20 protein-coding genes are annotated in these 23,313 nt (G+C 67.6%); 18 read left to right on the top strand and 2 right to left on the bottom strand.

The genetic code is table 11. The features are described 5' to 3' along the window. Nucleotides 1-130 precede the first annotated feature (130 nt). Nucleotides 131-1,456: a sensor histidine kinase gene (locus tag BUC15_RS11880; protein WP_175558314.1), complete on the bottom strand. Its 1,326-nt coding sequence runs from the start codon at nucleotides 1,454-1,456 to the stop codon at nucleotides 131-133. 194 nt (nucleotides 1,457-1,650) lie between these two features. Here BUC15_RS11880 and efp point away from each other — a divergent pair, with 194 nt between their 5' ends. From efp to BUC15_RS11790, 18 genes are all read left to right on the top strand, one after another. Next, nucleotides 1,651-2,217 (top strand): elongation factor P, encoded by a 567-nt coding sequence (gene efp, locus BUC15_RS11875; RefSeq protein ID WP_073188547.1) that lies wholly within the window; start codon nucleotides 1,651-1,653, stop codon nucleotides 2,215-2,217. Next, nucleotides 2,218-2,646, top strand: a complete 429-nt coding sequence (gene nusB / locus BUC15_RS11870) for a transcription antitermination factor NusB (RefSeq protein WP_073188545.1) — start codon at nucleotides 2,218-2,220, stop codon at nucleotides 2,644-2,646. A gap of 15 nt (nucleotides 2,647-2,661) precedes the next feature. Further along, nucleotides 2,662-3,795, top strand: coding sequence for a glutamine-hydrolyzing carbamoyl-phosphate synthase small subunit (gene carA / locus BUC15_RS11865; RefSeq protein ID WP_073188542.1), 1,134 nt, complete (start codon nucleotides 2,662-2,664; stop codon nucleotides 3,793-3,795). Then, nucleotides 3,785-4,954: an AAA family ATPase gene (locus BUC15_RS11860; protein ID WP_073188540.1), complete on the top strand. Its 1,170-nt coding sequence runs from the start codon at nucleotides 3,785-3,787 to the stop codon at nucleotides 4,952-4,954. Before carA ends, BUC15_RS11860 begins: the two co-directional genes overlap by 11 nt. Nucleotides 4,955-4,963: 9 nt before the next feature. Beyond that, a complete protein-coding gene (locus tag BUC15_RS11855; protein ID WP_073188538.1) occupies nucleotides 4,964-5,599 on the top strand; it encodes a DUF4276 family protein in 636 nt (211 codons plus the stop codon). Beyond that, the gene (gene carB / locus BUC15_RS11850; protein ID WP_073188536.1) at nucleotides 5,583-8,888 is read left to right on the top strand and encodes a carbamoyl-phosphate synthase large subunit; all 3,306 of its coding nucleotides are present in this window, start codon (nucleotides 5,583-5,585) and stop codon (nucleotides 8,886-8,888) included. The genes BUC15_RS11855 and carB overlap by 17 nt, the downstream gene beginning before the upstream one ends. Further along, nucleotides 8,885-9,937: a quinone-dependent dihydroorotate dehydrogenase gene (locus BUC15_RS11845; protein WP_073188533.1), complete on the top strand. Its 1,053-nt coding sequence runs from the start codon at nucleotides 8,885-8,887 to the stop codon at nucleotides 9,935-9,937. The genes carB and BUC15_RS11845 overlap by 4 nt, the downstream gene beginning before the upstream one ends. Then, nucleotides 9,934-10,761 carry an orotidine-5'-phosphate decarboxylase gene (pyrF, locus tag BUC15_RS11840; RefSeq protein ID WP_073188531.1) on the top strand — a complete coding sequence of 276 codons (828 nt, stop codon included), beginning with the start codon at nucleotides 9,934-9,936 and terminating at the stop codon, nucleotides 10,759-10,761. Before BUC15_RS11845 ends, pyrF begins: the two co-directional genes overlap by 4 nt. A 78-nt stretch (nucleotides 10,762-10,839) precedes the next feature. Further along, on the top strand, nucleotides 10,840-11,151 hold the full coding sequence (mihF, locus tag BUC15_RS11835; protein ID WP_073188529.1) for an integration host factor, actinobacterial type: 312 nt from the start codon (nucleotides 10,840-10,842) through the stop codon (nucleotides 11,149-11,151). A gap of 111 nt (nucleotides 11,152-11,262) precedes the next feature. Beyond that, nucleotides 11,263-11,829, top strand: coding sequence for a guanylate kinase (gmk, locus tag BUC15_RS11830; protein WP_073188527.1), 567 nt, complete (start codon nucleotides 11,263-11,265; stop codon nucleotides 11,827-11,829). 28 nt (nucleotides 11,830-11,857) lie between these two features. After that, a complete protein-coding gene (rpoZ, locus tag BUC15_RS11825) occupies nucleotides 11,858-12,202 on the top strand; it encodes a DNA-directed RNA polymerase subunit omega (protein ID WP_425443362.1) in 345 nt (114 codons plus the stop codon). 81 nt (nucleotides 12,203-12,283) lie between these two features. Next, nucleotides 12,284-13,471 (top strand): methionine adenosyltransferase, encoded by a 1,188-nt coding sequence (metK, locus tag BUC15_RS11820; RefSeq protein ID WP_073188523.1) that lies wholly within the window; start codon nucleotides 12,284-12,286, stop codon nucleotides 13,469-13,471. A gap of 2 nt (nucleotides 13,472-13,473) precedes the next feature. After that, nucleotides 13,474-15,408 (top strand): primosomal protein N' family DNA-binding protein, encoded by a 1,935-nt coding sequence (locus tag BUC15_RS11815; protein WP_139280232.1) that lies wholly within the window; start codon nucleotides 13,474-13,476, stop codon nucleotides 15,406-15,408. Continuing rightward, nucleotides 15,408-16,319, top strand: coding sequence for a methionyl-tRNA formyltransferase (fmt, locus tag BUC15_RS11810; RefSeq protein ID WP_073188521.1), 912 nt, complete (start codon nucleotides 15,408-15,410; stop codon nucleotides 16,317-16,319). Before BUC15_RS11815 ends, fmt begins: the two co-directional genes overlap by 1 nt. Further along, nucleotides 16,316-17,647 (top strand): RsmB/NOP family class I SAM-dependent RNA methyltransferase, encoded by a 1,332-nt coding sequence (locus BUC15_RS11805; RefSeq protein WP_073188519.1) that lies wholly within the window; start codon nucleotides 16,316-16,318, stop codon nucleotides 17,645-17,647. Before fmt ends, BUC15_RS11805 begins: the two co-directional genes overlap by 4 nt. Before the next feature lie 219 nt (nucleotides 17,648-17,866). Then, on the top strand, nucleotides 17,867-19,123 hold the full coding sequence (locus BUC15_RS11800; RefSeq protein ID WP_073188517.1) for a prolyl oligopeptidase family serine peptidase: 1,257 nt from the start codon (nucleotides 17,867-17,869) through the stop codon (nucleotides 19,121-19,123). A 124-nt stretch (nucleotides 19,124-19,247) separates the two neighbouring features. Beyond that, on the top strand, nucleotides 19,248-19,433 hold the full coding sequence (locus BUC15_RS11795) for a hypothetical protein (protein WP_073188515.1): 186 nt from the start codon (nucleotides 19,248-19,250) through the stop codon (nucleotides 19,431-19,433). Further along, nucleotides 19,420-21,687: a heavy metal translocating P-type ATPase gene (locus BUC15_RS11790; protein WP_073188513.1), complete on the top strand. Its 2,268-nt coding sequence runs from the start codon at nucleotides 19,420-19,422 to the stop codon at nucleotides 21,685-21,687. The genes BUC15_RS11795 and BUC15_RS11790 overlap by 14 nt, the downstream gene beginning before the upstream one ends. Here BUC15_RS11790 and BUC15_RS11785 read toward each other — a convergent pair. Then, nucleotides 21,674-23,131 carry a purine-cytosine permease family protein gene (locus tag BUC15_RS11785; RefSeq protein ID WP_073188511.1) on the bottom strand — a complete coding sequence of 486 codons (1,458 nt, stop codon included), beginning with the start codon at nucleotides 23,129-23,131 and terminating at the stop codon, nucleotides 21,674-21,676. The two genes, BUC15_RS11790 and BUC15_RS11785, sit on opposite strands and share 14 nt — an antisense overlap. Nucleotides 23,132-23,313: the final 182 nt, after the last annotated feature.

Raw genomic sequence — 23,313 nt, 5'->3', positions numbered from 1 at the left:
GTGATCACCGAGAAGGCGGTGCTAAAGCACATCAACGCGATCTTCTCGAAGCTCGGCCTGGCTGGTGAGGCGACCTCCGCGCGCCGCGTAATGGCGGTGCTGGCCTTCCTTCGTGGTCGCTGAGCGGGGCTCACTCGACGGGGCGTGGAACCCGGACGGTAACAACCGTCGGGCCGCCGACGGGGCTGACGAATTCGAGTGTCGCGTCGAACACACCGAGTCGACGGCGCAGGCCCGAGAGGCCGCCGTCGGCCGTTTCCTCGGCACCGCCGATGCCGTTGTCGGTGACCGTGGCGGTGATGGTGTCACGGTCGCAGGTCAACTCGATGTAGATCATGGAGGCCGCCGAGTGTTTGACCGCGTTGGCGAGGAGTTCGGCGATCGCGAAGTACAGCGTGGTCTCGAGCGTCGGGAGCAGGCGGCCGTTCAGCCGGTTCGACACCTCGGTGTCGATCGGGCTGCCTGCCGCGAGGGAACGCAGCGCCTCCGCCAGGCCCCGGTCGGCCAGGATGGGGGGACGGATGCCTCGCACCAGGGAGCGGAGATCGGCCAGCGCCGCGGACGAGTCGTCCTTCGCATCGTTGAGCAACGTCTGCGCCGCCGACGGATCGACCTCGATCAGCCGTGACACCTGGGTCAGGGTCATGCCCATCGTCACGAGGCGGGCCTGTGCGCCGTCATGCAGGTCGCGCTCGATCCGCCGGATCTCGGCCTCCTGAAGCTCGAGTGCGGTGCGCCGGGACTCCGCAAGTGTTGCGACCCTCATCTCCAGGGACGGGTCTTGTGCCGAGGCCAGCATGTAGCCGACCCACCTGGTGTGCAGCCGCTGGACGAGACGGGCGCTGATCGGCGTGAGGGCGAGGCACACGATCCCCGCCGCGAATGCCGGGGGCGCCGCGTTCAGCGCGTACCAGTAGTCGATGTAATGGCGGAAGTAGTACACGCTCCCGTTGCGCCACAACTGGAACGGGATCGAGACCAGCCACAGACCGTTGGTGACCAGCGCACCGGGCACCGCGGCGCCGAGCAGCGTGGCCACCGGGTTGAAGAGGTGCCAGTCGAGGTCTCGGGCCCGTGAGTCGTCCTCGAGTTCGGCGGTGAGTTCGCCCAAACCACGCCTCGTGTGGGGTTGGATCTCGGCCCGGTAGCTGGTGGTCAGGGCGCGGTGACTGCGCTTCGAGGCCCAGGCGCGTTGCCGGTTGGCATTGCGTTGCATCGCCTTGAAGCTTCCACGGACGGTGCCGAGGCCGAGCACCGAGGCGATCGTCGCGACCAGCCACCTCAGCAGCGTCACGGACTCGACGAGGGCGTAGGAAACCAGTCGCATCGTCTCGACCATCGAGCGGGTGTCGGCCAGCAGGCGACGGCTGATGCCGCCCGAGCCGCGCACCAGGCTGCGGCTGAAACGGCCGCTTGCAACGCGCTGCCTGGGCGTGGTGGGTGGGCGTTTCGTCATGTCCACCAGCATGCCGTCTCCCGCGGGTTCGGTCGGTAGCCTGGGCACGTGTCCCGTGGGTGGTGCCCGCACCACCTACCCGAATCCGCCCGCGGCGAGACCCAAGATCTGCGCCTTGGGCTATCGGGTAGGTGTGCGGTAGAGTGCAACGCTGGCCGCTGCGTGCCGCAAGTCTGCGACGAGGAGTCCCCAATATGGCGTCAACCAATGATCTGAAGAACGGCATGGTTCTCGATCTCGATGGTCAGCTCTGGCAGGTGCTGTGGTTCCAGCACCACAAGCCGGGCAAGGGCAACACCGTCGTGCGGACGAAGCTGAAGCACGTGCTGAGCGGCAAGATCATCGACAAGACGTTCAACTCCGACACCAAGGTCGACACGGCCACCGTCGACCGCCGTGAGATGCAGTACCTGTACATGGACGGCGAAGACTACGTGTTCATGGACAACACCAGCTACGAGCAGTTCATGATCTCGACGGAGACCGTCGGGGACGCCAAGGACTTCATGCTGGAGAACCAGAACGCGATCGTCGCCACCCACGAGGGCAACCCGCTGTTCATCGAGCTCCCGGCATCGGTCGAGCTCGAGGTCACCTACACCGAGCCCGGCCTGCAGGGAGACCGCTCCACCGGCGGCACCAAGCCCGCGACCCTGGAGACCGGCAAGGAGATCCAGGTTCCGCTGTTCATCACCACCGGCGAGAAGATCAAGGTCGACACCCGCGACGGCGGTTCCTACCTTGGACGCGTCTCCAGCTAGATGCCAGACGTCAAGCCCCACTACAGCACGCAGACGAAGGCGCGCAAGGCCGCCCTGGACATCCTGTTCATGGCGGAGCAGCGCGACGACCCCATCGGTGAGACGTTCGCCGAGCAGCGCTCCCTAACGGGCCATGTCGTGCGGGAGCTGACCACCGACATCGTGTTGGGGGTCGCGCGGCACCAGCGTGAGATCGATCAGCGGATCGCGGAGTCCACGACCATGAAATGGCCGTTGGAACGGATGCCGTCGGTCGACCGGAACCTGGCGCGCATCGCGGTCTTCGAGCTTGACTACACAGATACCCCCCCTGCGGCCGTCATCTCAGAGGCGGTCCGGCTGGCGGGCGACCTGTCCACCGATGAATCACCGACATTCCTGAACGGGCTGCTGGCCAAAGCCCTGGCGGCGAAGCCGACCACGAACTGACCGAAAGAGGTACGCATGAGTTCCCTTCCTGCACTGTTGGTTTTGGAGGATGGGCGCGTATTTCGTGGCCGGTCCTACGGTGCCGCGGGCGAAACCTTCGGCGAACTGGTGTTCTCCACCGGCATGTCCGGCTACCAGGAGACCCTGACCGACCCGAGTTACCGTGGCCAGGTCGTCCTGATGACCGCGCCCCACATCGGCAACACCGGCTGGAACGACGAGGACGGCGAGTCCGGGCGCATCTGGGTGCAGGGCTTCATCGTCCGCGATCCCGCCCCCCGACCCTCCAACTGGCGTTCGCGGCGCAAGCTGGACGATGAGCTGCGCGACCAGGGCATCGTCGGGATCAGCGATGTCGACACCAGGGCGCTGACCCGGCACGTCCGCGACCGCGGCGTCATGCGCGTGGGGATCTCCACCGAGACCCTCAACCACGAGGAACTACTCGCAAAGGTCACCGAGCAGCCCCTGATGGCCGGCGCAGACCTTGTCGGCGACGTCACCACCGACACCCACTACCTCGTGCCGGCGCAGGGGGTCAAGCGCGCCACCGTGGTGGCCGTCGACCTCGGCATCAAGTCGATGACGCCGACCCAACTCGCCGCCCGCGGCCTCGACGTCCACGTCGTGCCTGCCCACACCACCTTCGAGCAGATCCTCGAGTTCGAGCCCGACGGGGTGTTCTTCAGTAACGGCCCCGGCGACCCGGCCACCGCCGTCGGCCCCATCGAGGTGCTTCGCGAGGTGCTGAAGGCCGGGTTGCCCTACTTCGGCATCTGCTTCGGCAACCAGCTCTTCGGGCGCGCCCTCGGGCTCGACACGTACAAGCTGAAGTTCGGGCACCGGGGGATCAACCAGCCGGTCATCGACCGCACCACGGGCAAGGTGGAGATCACCGCCCACAACCACGGTTTCGCGGTGCACGCCCCGCTCGACCACGCCACGCCCACGGAGTTCGGCGACGTGACGGTCAGCCACATCTGCCTCAACGACGATGTCGTCGAGGGTCTCGAGCTGCGTCGCGACGGTGAACTGGTGGCCTTCTCCGTCCAGTACCACCCCGAGGCCGCGGCCGGTCCGCACGATGCCAACTACCTCTTCGACCGGTTCGCCGACGTCTTGTCCGATCGGGGCATGGATGCAGATTGACAGCTTCCGGATTCAGAACTACCGAGTGCTGCAGGACGTCTCGTTCCAGAAGCTGACACAGCTCACGGTCCTGGTTGGAGCCAACGGGAGCGGCAAATCCACCGTGTTCGACGCCTTCGCCTTCCTGCACGAGGCATTCACCACCGGACTGAGGGGAGCCTGGGACCGGCGCAACCGGATGGCCGCGATCATCAGCAGGGGGTCGGACGGCCCCGTCCACTTCGAGCTCAAGTACACAGTCCCTGTCGATGGGCGCGAAAAGCAGACCACCTATTCACTTGCCATCTCAGAACAGGGCGGCGCGCCTGTCGTTGAGCGTGAGGTGCTCAGGTGGACGACGGCTCCCGGCTCCGGAAGGCCACGGGAGATCCTCCGGTTCGAGAACGGTGTGGGCCGCGTCTACGATGAGGCGACTGAATCCTCCCAGGAAGAGACGCTCAGTAGTCCCGACCTGCTGGCGGTTTCGGCCCTTGGTCAGATGCAGCGTCACGTGCGTGTAAGAGCACTCCGCGAGTTCATCCAAGGGTGGTATCTCTCCTACCTGAGCGCCGCCAACACCCGTGGCACGCCCACGAGCGGGCCGGAATCCCGGCTAAACCAGTCGGGCGACAACCTGGCTAACGTGTTGCAGTATCTGGAGGAGCGACATCCAGAAACCCTGCAAGAAGTGTTTGATGCCCTCGGCAGCAGGGTTCCTCAGCTCGAAAGCATCAGACCCACCCGCCTTGAGGACGGACGCCTGCTGTTGCGGCTGAAGGACCGGTCCTTCGAAGATCCGGTGTTGGCCACCTACACCAGCGACGGCACGCTCAAGCTGCTTGCGTACCTCACCTTGCTGCACGACCCCAACCCGCCAACGGTGATCGGCATTGAGGAACCGGAGAATCAGTTGCATCCCGCGTTGGTTCCGCGGCTGGCGGAGGATATCCGCGCGTTGTCGACCCGTTCGCAGGTCTTCGTGACGACGCACTCGAGGGAGTTCCTGGAGGCGATTCAGGCGAAGGAACTCTGGACGATCGGGCGGGGAGAGGACGGGTATGCGCGGGTGCAGCGTGTCAGCGATGATCCTCGGGTGAAGGCGATGCTCAACGAAGGTGCTACCCTCTCCGAACTGTGGTCCGAGGGCTACCTCGCCGGCGCCAACCCTCCGGGGATGTGATCGGTGGGCATGGTCGACCACATCGAGTTCCTGGTTGAGGGGGCATCCATGAAAGAGGCCCTCAACCTTCTGCTGCCCGGCATCCTGCCCGACGATGTGGGGTTCGAGGTCTTCGACCTCGGCAGCAAGTCGCAGTTCCTCAAGAAGTGGCCGAACAGGATGCGCGGCTATGCGACCTGGTTGCCACACGTGAACCGGGCAGTGGTCGGCGTCATCGACGCAGACCAGGACGACTGCCGGGGACTGCGCAACGAGTTGGCCGACGCCGCCCGTGACGCTGGGCTGACAGTTTGCAGCCCTTCTGGGAATCGACGGGGGCAAGTGCTACCGCGGATCGCCGTAGAGATGCTTGAGGCGTGGTACTTCGGCGACGTTGCGGCGCTGGCAGCCGCCTATGGCCCCAGCCTCGCGAGACTGGGCATCGGATCGGGGTGTCGCAGACCCGATGAGATCCGGGATCCGGCCCGTCGCCTCGGCGGACTCCTCAAGGGCAAGCACGGGGCGGGCCTCAACAAGATCCAACTCGCACGAGATGTTGCAGGTCAGATGGACATCGATCGAAACACATCTCCCAGTTTCTGCCGACTCCGAGACGGAGTCCGGTTCCTCACCACCGATCAGGAGAACCATGCCTCGTCGAACTGATATCTCGTCAATCCTCGTCATCGGGTCCGGCCCGATCGTCATCGGCCAGGCATGCGAGTTCGACTACTCCGGCACCCAGGCCTGCCGGGTGCTGCGCGAGGAGGGCTACCGCGTCGTCCTCGTCAACTCGAACCCGGCCACGATCATGACCGACCCCGACTTCGCCGACGCCACCTACGTCGAGCCGATCACCCCGGAGTTTGTCGAGCGCGTCATCGCCAAGGAACGACCCGATGCGGTGCTCGCCACCCTCGGCGGCCAGACGGCGCTGAACACCGCGGTCAAACTGCACGAGAGCGGCGCGCTCGAAAAGTACGGCGTCGAGCTGATCGGGGCCTCGATCGAGGCGATCCAGCGTGGCGAGGACCGCGAACAGTTCAAGCAGATCGTGCTCGGCCTCACCGACATCGTCGGCGGCGCTGCGGAGGTCGCCCGTTCGGCGATCTGTCACACCATGGACGAGGTGCTCGCGGCTGCCGACAACCTCGGTTACCCGGTGGTGGTGCGTCCGAGCTTCACCATGGGCGGCGTCGGATCGGGCTTCGCCCACGACGAGGCGGAACTGCGCAACATCGCCGGTGCCGGGCTGTCGGCGTCTCCCACCACGGAGGTGCTGATCGAGGAGTCGATCCTCGGCTGGAAGGAGTTCGAGCTGGAGGTGATGCGCGACAAGGCGGACAACGTCGTGATCATCTGTTCCATCGAAAACTTCGACCCGATGGGCGTACACACCGGCGACTCGATCACCGTCGCACCCGCCATGACGCTCACCGACCGTGAGCTTCAGCGGATGCGCGACGTGGGCATCGGCATCATCCGCGCGGTCGGCGTCGACACCGGCGGCTGCAACATCCAGTTCGCGATCAACCCCGATGACGGTCGGATGATCGTCATCGAGATGAACCCGCGCGTCTCCCGGTCCTCCGCTCTGGCCTCGAAGGCCACCGGATTCCCCATCGCGAAGATCGCGGCGAAGGTCGCGGTCGGCTACACGCTCGACGAGATCCCCAACGACATCACGAAGGAGACGCCTGCCAGCTTCGAGCCGACGCTCGACTACGTCATCGTGAAGGTGCCGCGGTTCGCGTTCGAGAAGTTCCCGGCGGCAGATCCGTTCCTCACGACCCACATGAAGTCGGTTGGCGAGGCGATGGGCATCGGCCGCAACTTCACCGAGGCGCTCGGCAAGACGCTGCGGTCGATGGAGAACCCGGATGCGCCGTTCGAGTTCGGCCAGCCGATCAGCGAGTCGGTCGATGAGCTGCTGCTCAAGGCCAGCCGACCGCACGACGGTCGCATCCAGGCGGTCATGAACGCGTTGCGGGCGGGTGCCAGCGTCGAGCAGGTCTTCGAGGCCACCAAGATCGACCCCTGGTTCCTCGACCAGCTCGTCGTGATGTTCGAGGCGGCCCGCGAGTTGCGTGATGCGCCCGACCTGACCCCCGAACTGCTCCGCACCGCCAAGCGGCACGGGCTCTCCGACCAGCAGATCGCCCGGCTCCGCAACGTGAGCACCGAGGTGGTCCGCGGGGTCCGCTGGGCGCTCGGTATCCGTCCGGTCTACAAGGCGGTCGACACGTGCGCGGCCGAGTTCGCCGCGGCCACCCCATACCTCTATTCGACCTACGACGAGGAGACCGAGGTGCCCGCGCGCACCAAGGCGGCCGTGCTGATCCTCGGCTCGGGCCCGAACCGCATCGGCCAGGGTATCGAGTTCGACTACTCCTGCGTACACGCCACGATGGCGCTCCGGGAGGCCGGCTACGAGACCGTCATGGTCAACTGCAACCCGGAGACGGTCTCCACCGACTACGACACCTCCGACCGGCTCTACTTCGAGCCGCTGACGGCCGAGGACGTGCTCGAGATCTACCACGCTGAGCTTGCGGCCGGCCCCGTCGCCGGGGTCATCTGCCAGCTCGGCGGCCAGACCCCGCTGAAGCTCGCCCAGGTGCTGAAGGACGCCGGTGTGCCGATCGTGGGCACCTCGCCCGAGGCGATCAACCTGGCCGAGGAACGCGGCGCGTTCGGGCGGGTGCTGGCCGAGGCCGGGCTCACGGCCCCGAAGCACGGCATGGCCGCCTCCGCTGCCGAGGCCAAGGCCATCGCCAAGGAGATCGGCTACCCGGTGCTCGTGCGACCCAGCTACGTGCTCGGCGGTCGGGGGATGCAGATCGTCTACAACGACGACGCTCTCGAGACCTACATCAGGAAGGCCACAGAGGTGAGCCAGGACCGGCCCGTGCTGGTCGACCGCTTCCTGGACGACGCCGTCGAGATCGACGTCGACGCCCTCTACGACGGCACCGACCTCTACATCGGCGGCGTGATGGAACACATCGAGGAGGCCGGCATCCACTCCGGCGACTCGGCCTGCTCGCTGCCCCCGATCACCCTCGGTGACGCCATCATCGAGCAGATCCGCCGTGACACGCTCGCGATCGCCGCCGGCGTCGGGGTGCGCGGGCTGCTGAACATCCAGTTCGCGCTACACGCGGACAGGTTGTACGTGCTGGAGGCCAACCCGCGCGCCTCCCGCACCGTGCCGTTCGTGTCGAAGGCGACCAGCACGCCGCTCGCGAAGGCGGCGGCGCTGATCATGCTCGGCAGGAGTATCGCCGACCTGCGCTCGGAAGGGATGCTGCGGGCCGACGGCGATGGGTCGAACCCGGTCGAAGGTGCCCCGGTGGCCGTCAAGGAGGCCGTGATGCCGTTCAACCGGTTCCGCACCGCCACCGGCGCATTCGTCGACACCCTGCTCGGCCCCGAGATGCGCTCCACCGGCGAGGTGATGGGGCTCAGCGACAACTTCGGCACGGCCTACGCCAAGTCGCAGGCGGCCAGCGGCGGGCCGCTGCCGACGGGGGGCACGTTCTTCGTGTCGATCGCCGACCGCGACAAGCGGCATGCGATCTGGCCGATCAAGCGGCTGGTGGACCTCGGCTTCCGGGTGCTGGCCACGAAGGGCACCGCCTCGGTCCTGCGCCGAAACGGGATCGCCGCAGAGGAGGTGCTCAAGCTCTCGGAGAAGGTCGAGGGGGCCGACGGGTCGAGCATCGTGGAACTGATCAACGACGGCCGCATCGACCTGATCTTCAACACCCCGGAGGGGTCCTCCGCCGGTGAGAGCACCAGGCAGGACGGCTACCAGATCCGCACCGCCGCGGTGCTCGCCGACGTGCCGCTCATCACCACGGTGCCCGGCCTCGGGGCCGCTGCCCAGGGCATCGAATCCCAGCAGCGCGGCGAGATCGAGGTGCGCTCGCTGCAGGACTGGGCGAAACGATGAGCGACCTGGGCACCCGGGCGCTGCGCTCGGGCTACCACCTCCTCCGGGCCGGGCTGTTCCGCTACGGCGGCGGCGACCCGGAGAAGGCTCATGAGGCGACCCTGCGCCTGCTCAGCTGGGTTCCCGGCGGGGCACGGCCGCATGTCGCCGACCCCGTCACCGTTGCGGGGGTCCGGTTCCCGAATCGGGTGGGTGTCGCTGCAGGGCTCGACAAGGACGGAGTCGCCGCGCACGCCTGGGCCAGGTTCGGGTTCGGGTTCGCCGAACTCGGCACCGTCACCGCGCATGCCCAGCCCGGGAACCCGAAGCCGCGCATGTACCGCGCGGTCGCCAGCCGGGGCATCGTGAACCGGATGGGCTTCAACAACCACGGGGCCGCCGCCCTGGCCCGGACGCTCCGGGACAAAGGCGTCGCCCGCGGCAACGGCGCGCTCGGCATCCCGGTGGGCATCTCCATCGGCAAGACCAAGGCGACCCCGCTCGGCGCGGCCACCGACGACTACCTGGAGTCCCTGCGGCTGCTCGCACCGCTGGCCGACTACGTCGCCGTCAACGTGTCCAGCCCCAACACGCCGGGGCTCCGCAGCCTCCAGGCGGCAGGGGAGTTGGCCAGCCTGGTGTCGGCGCTCACGACGGAGGCAGCAGCGCTCTCGGAGCGGCCCGTCCCGGTCTTCGTCAAGCTCGCGCCAGACCTTGAAGGAAGCGACCTCGCCGAGACCATCGCGGTCCTCAACGATTCGGCCGTCAGCGGCCTGATCGCCACCAACACCACGCTCGCACGCGACGGCCTGGCGCCCAGCGACCAGGGGCTGGCCGGAGAAGCTGGTGGCCTCAGCGGGGCGCCCCTGACGACCAGGGCGCTGTCGTTCGTGGAGCACCTAGCGAGCTCGACCCGGCTCCCGGTGATGGGCGTCGGCGGTATCATGACCCCGGCAGACGGGGTACGCATGTTCGAGGCCGGTGCCTCGCTAGTGCAACTGTTCACCGGATTCATCTACGAGGGCCCGGCGCTGATCTCCGGCATCCACGACACAAGGACGAGAGCATGACCTACGCCAGACGACTCGCCGATCTGACTGCGAGCAGGGGGCGCCTTTGTGTGGGCATCGACCCCATGCCGAGCGTCCTAGACGCCTGGGGCTTGCCGCACGACGTGGCAGGCCTTGAACGCTGTGCCCGTGGCATCGTCGAGGTTCTCGGCCCTGAGATCGCGGTGTTCAAGCCACAGTCGGCCTTCTTCGAAGCATTCGGGTCGCCCGGCATTGCTGTGCTCGAGCGCGTGCTTGCGGACATCCACGCGGCCGGGGCACTTTCCATCCTCGACGTGAAGCGCGGCGACATCGGTTCTTCCATGGCCGGCTATGCGGCGGCCTTCCTCGGCGACGGCGCCCCGCTGTGGGCAGACGCGATCACGCTCAGCCCCTATCTCGGGGTCGGGGCGTTGCGCCCCGCGATCGACGCGGCGGTGTCGGGCGGACAGGGTGTCTATGTGCTGGCCCGCACTTCGAATCCCGACGGCGCCGCGGTCCAACTCGCCGACACGGGCGCCGGGACCGTGGCCCAGCACGTCGTCGACGCCGCGCGCGAGCTGAATCCGCTGGTCGACGGTGCCGTCGGACTGGTGGTGGGAGCCACCCACCACCACCTGGGCTGCGACCTCACCGGGTTTAACGGCTCGATCCTGGTGCCCGGCATCGGGGCGCAGGGGGGCAGCGTCGCCGAGCTCGGTGCGGTGTTCGGAGACGCCGTCGCCCGTGTGCTGCCGACCGCGAGCCGAGACGTCATCGGACACGGTGCCGACGCACTGCTCGAGCGTGCAAGGAATCTGGTGACACAGGTAGTCAACCTGCCAGTGCAACGCAAAAACTACTGACTTTTCGTCTTTTCGCGAGTAGTGTCATCTCGACACAGATCGTGTCGCTCCAACAGACATGAGACGAAGGGACGTTCGATGACGATTCCTCAGTTGAGCAGCGAACAACTCGGTGCCGCGCGGGAAGCCGCGACCCAGGCCCGTCGTGCACGTGCCGAGCTCAAGGACAAGGTAAAAGGTGGGGAGCTGAGCTTCAGCACCGCGCTTGACAAGGCCTTGGAAGACGAGACGTTGTCCAGGATCAAGGTGATCGACCTGCTGCGTTCCGTCCCGAGGGTTGGTGTGACCCGAGCGACCGAGATCATGGAGAATCTCCAGATCGCGCCGAACCGGCGCATTCGCGGCCTCGGTCGTCATCAGGTCGAAAGGCTCAACGAGCAGTTCGGCTGAGCTGGGTCTCCGTCCGCTGGCTGAGCCGAACGGCGAGCGCCAGCGCTTGTATCCCACATCCGGTCACCGACCACCCAGGCCAGGACTCCTTTGCAATGGGCTTCGACCGCTATGCTCTCCCGGGTGAGCAAGTCAGGCGTCTGGGTCATCTCCGGCCCAAGCGGAGTCGGCAAGGGGACGGTGTGCCAGCGGCTGCGGGCCGCGCACCCCGAGGCGTTCTACTCCGTCTCTATGACCACCCGTCCGCCGCGTCCCGGTGAGGTCGACGGCCTCCACTATCGGTTCGTCAGCGTCGAGCAGTTCCGCGACCTGATTGAGAAGGGCGAGTTGCTCGAGTGGGCGGTCGTTCACGGCACGAACTACTACGGCACGCCCCGTCAGGCCGTCCTCGATGCGGTGGACGACGGCCGGCAGGTGGTGCTGGAGATCGATCTTCAGGGGGCCCGGCAGGTCAAGCAGAATCTGCCCGAGGCGAAGCTCGTGTTCCTCACCCCGCCGTCCTGGGATGAACTTGTCCACCGGTTGGAAGGCCGTGGGACGGAGGATGCCGACACGCAGCAGCGACGGCTGGCGACCGCGAAGATCGAACTCGACGCGATCGCCGAGGCCGACCACGTCCTCGAGAATGCCGACCTCGAAGACACCGTCCGTTCTCTGGTAAGCTTGCTGGGCTTGTGATCGAAATCCCCGTGAACGAAGGATCACCTTGACTACTCAGCCCGAAGGCATCACCAACCCGCCGATCGACAACCTGTTGACGGACATCGACTCGAAGTACCGCCTGGTTCTGTTCGCCGCGAAGCGTGCGCGTCAGATCAACGCCTACTACTCGCAACTCGGTGAAGGGCTGCTTGAGAATGTCGGCCCCATGGTGCCGGCCGCCCCGGAGGAGAAGCCCCTCTCGATCGCATTGCGCGAGATGAACGAGGGCCTGCTCCAGTACACCCAGATCGACCCCGAGGCCGAAGAGGCCGCCCGCGCGAGCGAGGCCGCAGACCCGGCCTTCAGCTTCGTCGATCCGTTCGCCACGGAAGATTCACCTGCATCCTGACGTTTACCAACGAGGGGGCGGCTTGTTGCCGCCACTTGAACCCTCACCGACGCGGCTTGTCGCCGCACTAAGGAGCTCACCATGAGCCGTTTGTTCACGTCGGAATCCGTGACCGAAGGTCACCCCGACAAGATCGCCGATTCAATTTCAGATGCCGTCCTTGACGCCCTCCTTGCGCAGGACCCCATGTCGCGCGTCGCGGTCGAGACCCTGATCACCACGGGTCTCGTGGTCGTTGCCGGTGAGGTGTCCACCACCGGCTACGTGGACGTCGCGGGCCTGGTCCGGGAGAGGATCCTGGAGATCGGCTACGACTCGTCCCGCAAGGGTTTCGACGGCGCCTCCTGCGGCGTGTCCGTCGCGATCGGCAACCAGTCGCCCGACATCGCGCAGGGCGTCGACGACGCCTACGAGCACCGCGTCGACGCCGAGTCCGATCTGGCCAGCCAGCAGGGGGCCGGTGACCAGGGGCTGATGTTCGGCTTCGCGTGCAACGAGACCGCGAGCCTGATGCCGCTGCCGATCGACCTCGCACACCGGCTCGCCGAACGGCTCACCGTGGTCCGCAAGGATCAGACGTTGCCCTACCTGCGTCCCGACGGCAAGACCCAGGTGACGGTCAGCTACGACGAAGCCGGGCGGCCGACCGGTATCGACACGGTCGTGGTCAGCTCGCAGCACGGCGAGGGCCTCACTCAGGAGACGATCACGGCAGACCTCCGCCGCGAGGTCATCGCGCCGGTGCTCGAACGCTACGGTTTCGCCATGCCCGAGCGTGTGCTCGTGAACCCGACCGGCAAGTTCGTCATCGGGGGACCGATGGGCGACGCGGGCGTCACCGGTCGCAAGATCATCGTCGACACCTACGGCGGCATGGCCAGGCACGGTGGTGGCGCCTTCTCGGGCAAGGACCCGTCCAAGGTCGACCGGTCGGCCGCCTACGCCATGCGTTGGGTGGCGAAGAACGTCGTGGCCGCTGGCCTGGCGGAGCGCTGTGAGGTACAGGTCGCCTACGCCATCGGGAAGGCGCACCCGGTCGGTTTCTACCTCGACACCTTCGGCACCGCCACGGTCCCCGAGGCACAGATCCGCGAAGCCGTCCTCGCGACGTTCGACCTGCGCCCCGGTGCCATCATCCGCGACCTCGACCTGTTGCGGCCCATCTACAGCGACGTGACGGTCTACGGGCACTTCGGTCGTGAGTTGCCGAATGCGACCTGGGAGCGTACCGACCGCGCAGCTGCGCTGGCGGCCGCCGTCAAGGGTTAACGGTGCCCGCCCCACGGGTGGCGCGGGTCGCCGTGGACGTACCGCTGGCCCACTTGGACCGGCTGTTCGACTACGAGATTCCCGACGCCCTCGTGGCGAACGCGGTGGTCGGCGCCCGCGTGAAGGTGCCTTTCTCAGGCCAACTGCGTGACGGTTGGCTGATCGCGATCGCCGAGGAGAGCGAGCATGATCGGCTCTCGGCCATCCGCAAGGTCGTCTCGGCCGAGCCTATCGCCGTCGAGCGGACCTATGAGTTGATCAGGGCCGTCGCGGATCATTACGCGGGCACCTGGTGGGATGTCGCCCGGCTGGCGATCCCGCCGAGGCACGCGACCACCGAGAAGGCGCCCCAACGCACCTGGCCGGCGCCGACCCCGCTGGGGGAGCCTTCGGTGCTGCCCGCCTATCCGGATGGTTCGACGCTTCTGACGGCGTTGCGGGAGGGGCGCGCGCCCAAGGTGCTGTGGCAGGCGGCCAGCGTGCACTGTGGCCCGGGAGACCTGCTCGGCGGCGTTCTGGAGGCCGTTGACGCGACCCTCTCTTCCGGCCGGTCGGCGGTCGTCGTGCTGCCGACGGTGCGTGAGGTCGACCGGGCGGTCGTCAGGTTCCGCAAGGCGTTCGGGCACGGCGCCGTCGGCTCACTTACGGCCGAGGCCGGACGGAGCGCTCGGTACCGCACCTACCTCGCGGCATCGCGCGGCGAGGCGCGGATCATCGTCGGCACCCGCAGCGCGGTGTTCGCCCCGGTGTCGGCCCTCGGACTGATCGCGGTGATCGATGACGGTCATGACGGGCACGAGGAGCCACGTGCCCCGTACCTGCATGCCCGCGCGGTGGCGATCATCCGGTCGTCCCGCGAGGATTCGGCCCTCCTGATCGCGGGGCACGGAAGAAGCACCGACGCGCAGGCGCTGCTGCAGCGGGGCTGGCTGCGCGAGCTGGCCTTCAGCCCGACGGAGGCCAGGCGGGTCTCGCCCCCGGTGCGGGCTGTCTCTGAGGTCGATCGGGAGCGTGATCCGACGGCCGCCCGCCTGCGGATCCCCTCGGTGGCGTTCCGGTTCCTTCGCGACCACCTCGCGATGGGGCCGGTCCTGGTCCAGGTGCCCATGGTTGGTTTCTCGGCGTCGCTGTCGTGTGTCCGCTGCGGCAACCTGGCGCGCTGCCCCAAATGCGAGGCCCCGATGCGCGAGCGGAGCAGGGGGGTGTTTGAGTGTGGGTTGTGCGGCCACCGGCCGGCACGTTGGAGTTGCCCCCACTGCCACACCTCCGCGCTGCGGACCCCGTTGCCCGGCGCCGCCCGCACCGCAGAGGAGTTGGCGCGGGCCTTTCCCGGAGTGCTCGCCGTCAATTCGTCGGCCGACCGGATCCGCGACGACGTGTCCTCCGAAGCCGCGATCGTGGTCGCCACCCCCGGGGCCGAGCCCACCGCGCAGGGCGGCTACGCCGGCGTCCTGATCCTGGACGCCGAGGTCACCCTGGCAAGGGCCGACCTGCGGGCCGCGGAGGAGGCGGTACGGCGCTGGTCGGATGCGGCGGCGCTGGCTCGGGGCCCCCGCGACGGTGGATCGGTGCTGATCGTCGGCGATGCCGCGCATCCGGCGGTGCAGGCGATGATGCGCGCCGACCTGGCCGGGTTCATCGCCCGCGAAGTTGCCGACCGTGCCGAGGCGGGGCTGACGCCAGCGGTGAAGCTGGCGAGGGTCGTCGGTGACCCCGAGGCGGTGCGAGGTTTCCTGGACAACGATGAGTGGGAAGGCGTCGAGGTGCTGGGCCCGGCAGAGGTCGGTCCAGACCGGTGGGCGGCGCTGCTGCGTGCCCCCGTCGAACGCGCCCGCGAACTGACCCGTAGGGTCAAGCACGCCGCAGCCATCCGCTCGGCCCGCAAGGAGCCGGGGCAGTTGAGCATCACCGTGGACCCCGAATCCCTGGAGGACTGATGAGACTCGTATTCGCAGGCACCCCCGACGTCGCCGTCCCCTCCTTGGAGGCGCTCGCCGGGTCGTCGCATGAGGTGGCCGCGGTGATCACCCGCCCTGACGCGCCTGCGGGGCGTGGCCGTCGCCTGACCGCCTCGCCCGTCGCCCGGCGGGCCGCTGAGCTGGGGATCGAGGTGCTGAAGCCGGATCACCCCAGGCACCCGGGTTTCCAGGATCGGCTGAGGCGACTTGCCCCCGACGTGTGCCCCGTGGTCGCCTACGGGGCGATGCTGCCAGCCTCGGCGCTTGAGATTCCGAGGCACGGTTGGGTCAATCTCCATTTCTCCCTTCTGCCGCGCTGGCGGGGCGCCGCGCCGGTGCAGCGGGCCATCATGGCCGGTGACGACGAGATCGGCACGGCGTGCTTCCAGATCGTCAGGAAACTCGACGCGGGCGACATCTTCCTCACCGAGGGCTTCCCGATGCCCGACGCGACCGCAGGCGAACTGCTGGCCACCCTCGCCGAATCGGGCGCCAGGCAACTCGTGGCGGCGGTCGACCTGATCGCGGCCGGAGTCCGGCCGACCCCACAACCGGACGAAGGCGTCACCGTAGCGGCGAAGATCACCGTCGCGGACGCCAGGCTCGGCTGGGCCTCTCCCGCACGTGAGCTCCGCAACCAGATCATGGGCTGTTCACCCGACCCCGGTGCCTGGTGCGAGCTCGACGGCGGACGCTTCAAGATCTACCGGGCGAGAGTGGCCGGGGAACTCGGCCTGGCCAGGGGCGAGTTGTCGGCGACCAAGCGGCAGGTCTTCATCGGCACGGGGGACGGCGCCCTCGAGCTGTTGGAGGTGCAGGCCCCCGGGAAGAGGCGGATGCCCGCGATCGACTGGGCCCGTTCCGGGATCGACGGGAAGGTGTTGTCATGAGTGCCGGGGGATCGGGACCGCGGAGGGTCGCCTTCGACGTGCTGCGTCAGGTGACCGGGGACGACGCCTACGCCAACCTGGCGCTCGCGAAGAGGCTGGCCGGCGCGGGGCTCACGACCAGGGACGCCGGGCTGGTGACAGAACTGGTCGCCGGGACCTGCCGGATGATGGGCACCTACGACCGGATCATCGAGCAGGCAGCGGGGCGTTCGCTCACGACCATGCAACCGGCCGTGGTGGACCTGCTGCGACTGGGCTCACACCAGGTGCTCGGCATGGGGGTAAAGCGCTACGCGGCGGTCGGCACGACCGTCGATCTGGCCCGTGCCACCGTGGGTCAGCGGGTGACAGGGCTGGTCAATGCCGTGATGCGCAAGATTTCGGCGAAGGACCTGGAAACCTGGGTGGAGATGCTGGCCGCGGGGGAGTCGGAGTTGGGCGCGATCGCGGTGCGGGGGCACCATCCGCGTTGGATCGTCGAGGCGTACGCGGACCTGCTCCCCTTTGAGGAACTGCCCGCGGCGTTGGCGGCCAACAACGTTGCGCCGCGCCCGACGCTGGTCGTCCGGCCGGGGCTGGCCACCGTCGCCGAACTGGAGCAGGCCGAACCGACGAGGTTCTCACCGTTCGGCGCCACCGCCGAGCGCACGCCGGGTGAGCAACCGGCCGTGCGTGAGGGCCGGGCCGGGGTCCAGGACGAGGGCTCGCAGCTTGTCGCCTGGGCGTTGGCCCGCGTTCCGGGGCCGGGCGGGCCGTGGCTCGACATGTGCGCGGGGCCGGGAGGGAAGGCGGCGCTGCTCGTCGGCCTGGCCCGGGAGGCGGGCACCTGGTTGTTGGCCGGTGAGGCACAGGAGCACCGGGCGAGGCTGGTGCGTGAAGCCCTTTCGGCCTATCCCGACGGCTACCAGGTGATCGCGGCCGATGGCACGCGACGGGCATGGGGCGCCGGGTTCTCGAAGGTGATGGTGGACGTGCCCTGCTCGGGCCTCGGGGCGCTGCGCCGCCGTCCGGACTCGCGCTGGCGACGTGCCCCGTCGGATGTGACGGAGTTGGGCGACCTGCAACGCGGCCTGCTCCGCTCCGCGATCGCCTCGTGTGCCCCTGGCGGGGTGGTCGCCTACGTCACGTGCTCGCCCCACCGGGCCGAGACCAGGGAGGTGGTCGACGCCGTGCTGGCCGGGTCGCCTGGGGTCGAGAGGTTGCGGGCCGCGGACTTCCTGCCGGAGGTCCCCGACACGGCTCTGGGTGACGACGTCCAGCTCTGGCCGCAGCGCCACGGCACCGACGCCATGTACCTGTCCCTCCTCCGGGTCCCGGTGCAGGTCTGACGTTGAGCACTATTCCGGGTTCGTTTGCCGAAATGACGCCCGGTTGCGGCGTGTCGTCGATCGAGCCCGGGATAGTGCTCAAGCGAGTGAACTGAATGGTCAGCCATTGACACATCGTTGACCTGCGCTTAGCATCCGAATTATCGCTGCGAGAGTGAATCTTCACGTGCGTCGTGGCGGTTTTCCCCCAAAAACCCCCCAAAAACCAAAGGAGCTTCAATGAAGAAGCTGCGCAATCTCATCGCCGTCGCGGCTACCACCGTGGCAATGCTGATGCTGGCCATCCCCCAAGCGGAGGCGCATCCGCGTCCTCCGACCGGTCCCTCGACTGCGACGTTCACCCTGAATGCCGAGGTGCTCGACAGCGGCCAGCAGGTCGTCGCACTCACGATCGACCCGGGGAAGGCTGCTATCCGTGCCTCCAGCCTCGACGCCGACACATTCAGCGTGACTGCCACCGGCACCCAGAGCTATTCTGCGGCGGCAAACCCCGTAATCGGCACGTTCGCCGACGTCGACCGACCCGTTACCAGCGTGAAGGTTGACCGGCGCGGTCGGATCGTGATCGGGCTCGAGCACGGGTTCAATGTCCCGGGCGCCTCCACGTTCGCCTGGGGCGTGGGCGCCAACCGGAACCTGATGCTCGACCTGACCTACACCGTCACCCAGAACAAGCCCGTCAAGCTGCGCGACGGCAGTTCGCTGACCTTCAAGACGCTGAAACAGGGCAAACTGGTCGACCCGGAGGTCGATGTTTTCCGCGATGGCAAGGCCGCAGGCCTCTATTACCGGCTGTATGATCCGCAAGCACGAGGCAAGCGTCCGCTCGTCATCTGGCTGCATGGTGGGGGTGAAGGCGGCTGGGCTGAGGCGCAGAACAACGACCTGTCGCTGGTGGCCAATCGTGGCGCCGTCGGTTTCGTCACGAAGGAGGCCCAGCGCGTATTCGCGGGTGCCTACGTGCTCGCCCCGCAGGCGACCGACTTCTGGATGAACGACGCAGCCATGGGCTATTCGGCCAAGCTGAAGAAGCTGATCGACGAGGTAGTGAAGCGCAACAGCATCGACCGGAGCCGGATCTACGTCGTGGGCGCCTCGAACGGTGGCTACATGACCGCGAGGCTCGTGGTGGACAACCCGGGCTTCTTCGCCGCCCAGGTGCCCATCGCCCCAGGCGTCGTCTCCGGGGGACAGTCGTTGCTCAGCGACGCCGAACTCGGTGCGATCAAGACCCCGACTTGGGTCGTCCAGGCCAAGAACGACGCCACTTTGCCGTTTGCCGTCAATGGGGAGCACATGGCCAACACCATCCCGAAGGCACTGCTCACCGCATATGACGATGTCACCTGGGACGGCGTGACCTACAACGGGCACTGGTCTTGGATCTATGTCGCCAGGAACGACCCGTCCACCGCAAAGGGGCTTCACATCTGGCAGTGGATGGCCAAACAGAGCCTGGGCAAGGCCCACAAGTAGCCACCCAGTCACCTCCTCCATACGATCAGCGCCCGGCCAACCTTCAACCGTTGGCCGGGCGCCGATCGTCTGAACAGCCGACCCCACGTTGATCCATACCCCTGGGGGGTATACCATCGGGTAAATGAAGACCTCGCTCAAGCTGACCCTCTACCTGGCCGCGCTACTGCTCGCGTTCCTGGCAGCGTTCGGCATCGCACGATTCGCCGTCCCATCGGAAGTCGTCGACAACTGGCAGGGCGATCACGCTCCCACGGCCTCAGCCACGGCCGTGCCAAACGGGGAGGAAACCCACGATGACGAACACTGACGTCTCGGTTCCGTTGGTCCCTCTGAAGGGGATCGAGCTCGAGATCGGCGGAATGACGTGTGCGTCCTGCGCCGCTCGGATCGAGAAGAAGCTCAACAAGCTCGACGGGGTCACCGCCACCGTCAACTACGCGACCGAGAAGGCCAAGGTCACCGTCCCGGAGGACTACGATCCGGCTCTGCTTGTCGCCGAGGTGGTCAAGACCGGCTACACGGCCGAGCTTCCCAAGCCGAAGGAAGGGGCCCCCGCGAAGACGGTGGCCGACGACGACCCCGAGCTTCGGTCGCTGCGTCAACGCCTGATCGGTGCGGTCGTGTTGAGCGTGCCGGTCATCGCGATGGCGATGGTCCCGGCTCTCCAGTTCACCTACTGGCAGTGGGCCTCGCTGACGCTGGCCGCGCCCGTCATCGTCTGGGCCGCCTGGCCGTTCCACAAGGCCGCATTCATCAACCTGCGTCACGGTGCGGCCACCATGGACACGCTCATCTCGATGGGCACCGGCGCGGCCTTCCTCTGGTCGCTGTACGCGCTGTTCTTCGGCACGGCTGGCGTCCCCGGCATGAAGCACCCGTTCGAGTTGACCCTGGCGCCCTCCGACGGTGCGGCCAACATCTACCTCGAAGTCGCCGCGGGCGTCACCATGTTCATCCTCGCCGGACGCTACTTCGAGAAGCGCTCGAAGCGGCAGGCCGGGGCCGCCCTGCGCGCCCTCCTGGAGATGGGCGCCAAGGACGTGTCGATCGTCCGAGATGGGGTGGAGACGCTCATCCCGATCGACGACCTGTCGGTCGGCGACGAGTTCCTCGTCCGGCCCGGAGAGAAGATCGCCACCGACGGGGTCGTCGTACACGGCACCTCCGCAGTCGACGCCTCGATGCTGACAGGTGAATCGGTGCCGGTCGAGGTCGCGGAAGGCGACGGCGTCACAGGGGCGACCATCAACGCCGGCGGGCGGCTGCTGGTCCGGGCGACCCGGGTCGGCGGAGACACCCAGCTGGCCCAGATGGCCAAGCTCGTGGAGGAGGCCCAGACCGGCAAGGCCGAGGTGCAGCGGCTCGCCGACCGGATCTCCGGGGTGTTCGTACCCATCGTCATCGGGATCGCCGTGGTCACCCTCGGTGCCTGGCTCGGCGCCGGGTTCCCGGCGACCGCCGCCTTCACCGCCGCGGTCGCCGTCCTCGTGATCGCGTGCCCCTGCGCGCTCGGGCTCGCCACCCCCACGGCGCTGCTGGTCGGCACCGGTCGTGGCGCCCAGATGGGCATCCTCATCAAGGGCCCCGAGGTGCTGGAGTCGACCCGCAAGGTCGACACGATCGTGCTAGACAAGACCGGCACCGTCACCACCGGAAAGATGACCCTGGTCGACGCGGTGGCCGTGGAAGGCACCAAACACGCGACCCTGCTGCGGCTCGCCGGGGCGTTGGAGGACGCGTCTGAGCACCCGATCGCCCAGGCGATCGCCAAGGCCGCCGTGCAGGAGGGCGGCTCCCTTCCGACCCCCGAGTCCTTCACCAACATCGAGGGCCGAGGCGTCGAGGGCCGAATCGAGGGCCACGACGTGCTCGTCGGGCGGGAGTCGCTGTTGCTGGAGCGCGGCATCGAGATCACCGATGCCCTGGCCGCGGCCGGGCGTGAGGCCCAGGCTGGCGGCAAGACCGTCGTCGTGGCGGCCTGGGACGGTGCGGCCCGCGGAATCCTCGTGGTCGCCGACACCGTCAAGCCCACCAGCGCCGAGGCGATCGTCGGGCTGAAGGCCCTGGGGCTGACCCCGGTGCTGCTCACCGGCGACAACGAGGCGGTGGCCCGCCAGATCGCAGGCGAGGTCGGAATCGACGAGGTGATAGCCGAGGTGCTGCCCAGCGAGAAGGTCGATGTCGTCAAGCGGCTGCAGGCCGAAGGGCGTGTCGTGGCGATGGTCGGCGACGGCGTCAACGATGCTCCCGCTCTGGCGGCAGCCGACCTCGGCCTCGCGATGGGCACCGGCACCGACGTCGCCATCGAGGCGTCCGACCTGACCCTGGTGAAGGGTGACCTGCGGGGCGCTGTCGACGCTATCCGGCTCTCCCGCAGGACGCTCGGCACCATCAGGACGAACCTGTTCTGGGCATTCGCCTACAACGTGGCGGCCATCCCGATCGCCGCGTTCGGCATGCTGAACCCGATGCTCGCAGGGGCCGCAATGGCGTTCTCCAGCGTGTTCGTGGTGGGCAACAGCCTGCGGTTGCGCGGCTTCCGCTCGGTCACGGCCGACTGATGGTCTCCTGGGCGCGGATCTTTCGCGCGCGGGCGAAGTAGGTCACGACGAACGACAGCACGAGCGAGAAGAAGACACCCAGGTTGGCGTAGGCCCAGTCACCCTCGCGGCCTCCGATCAGGAACAGCAGGTAGCCCTGCCAGTTGTTCCAGGTCGCTGATTCCGAGAAGGCGTTGACCACGAATCCCCATCCGATCACCGACGCCACGACCATGGTGCCGATCGAGGTCCAGTCCCACGCCCCGTAGCGGCCCTTGGGGTCGAAGAGGGCCTCCTCGTCGTAGTCGCCCCGGCGGCGCAGGATGTCGGCGATCAGGATGCCCGCCCACGATGCCAGCGGGACACCGAGCGTGATCAGGAAACTCTGGAACGGTTCGACGAAGTTCGCTGCGAAGAACACGACGTAGATGGTGCCGAGCGTGAGGATCGCGCCGTCGATGGCGGCGGCTGCGGGGCGGGGGATTTTGATGCCGAGGCTGATCAGCGTCAGGCCCGAGGAATAGATGCCGAGTACCGCGCCTGAGACCAGTGCGAGCACGGCCGTCAGCAGGAACGGGATGAGCACCCACACGGGCAGGATCGATGCGAGGGCGCCCAGCGGGTCGAAGTTGATGGTTTCGCTGAGCGCCGGATCCGAACCTGCAAGGAGCAGGCCGACGAGCACCAGCGGGATGGGTGCGACCGAGGCGCCGAACGTGTTCCAGAAGATGATGGAGCCGTCGGAGGCGGTTCGCTTCTGGTAGCGCGTCCAGTCGGCGGCGATGTTGATCCAGCCGAGCCCGAAGCCGGTCATCACCATGACCAGGGCTCCGAGCACCTGGCCGAGGCTCCCGTTCGGGAGGGAGCCGACGGTGGCGAAGTCGATGTGGCCAAGGGTCAGTACCACGTAGAGGATTGTGATGAAACCGGTCAGCCAGGTCAGCACCGACTGGAGCTTCATGATGGTGTGGTAGCCGAGCACCGACGCCCCGACGATCAAGGCCGCGACGACTACGGTCGCCCCCAGCCGCACCGCCGTCCCTCCGTTGCCACCCAACCGGGTGATGATGCTGGACGTGGCCAGGACCGCGAGGATCGCCAGGTAGGTTTCCCAGCCGATCGACGTCAACCAGCTGACGATTCCGGGCACCTTCTGCCCGTTGACGCCGAACGCGGCCCGGGACAGCACCATGGTGGGGGCGGAGCCGCGTTTGCCTGCGATGGCGATGACGCCGCACAGGAAGAAGGACACGGTGATGCCGATCACCGAGACCAGCGCCGCTTGCCAGAACGAGATCCCGAACCCGAGGATCCAGGCGCCGTAGCTCATGCCGAAGACCGACACGTTGGCCGCGAACCACGGCCAGAACAGGTCGCGGGGCTTGGCGTTGCGCTCCGATTCGGGGATGATCTCGATGCCCGCGTGCTCGATCAGGGTCGAGCCAGTGGCGTTTGCGGTTGTCACGACGGCCTCCCGGGGTCTTCTTCATGCGACTGGGACGATTCTGGCACCAATCGACAGGGACGCGCCCCGATTCGCCCGTGTGAGCGTTGCAGGCAGCCAGCGATTCGCTGCCAGCGTGGTGGGAGGGTACTGGACGCGCACCGACGACCCGGAGATTGATCTGGTTGTGGCAGGCGGGCGCC

The organism is Tessaracoccus bendigoensis DSM 12906, assembly GCF_900141915.1.
GTDB lineage: Bacteria > Actinomycetota > Actinomycetes > Propionibacteriales > Propionibacteriaceae > Arachnia > Arachnia bendigoensis.
The sequence above is the reverse complement of the archived record's forward strand: the minus strand, read 5'-3'. Positions and strand labels throughout refer to the sequence as shown.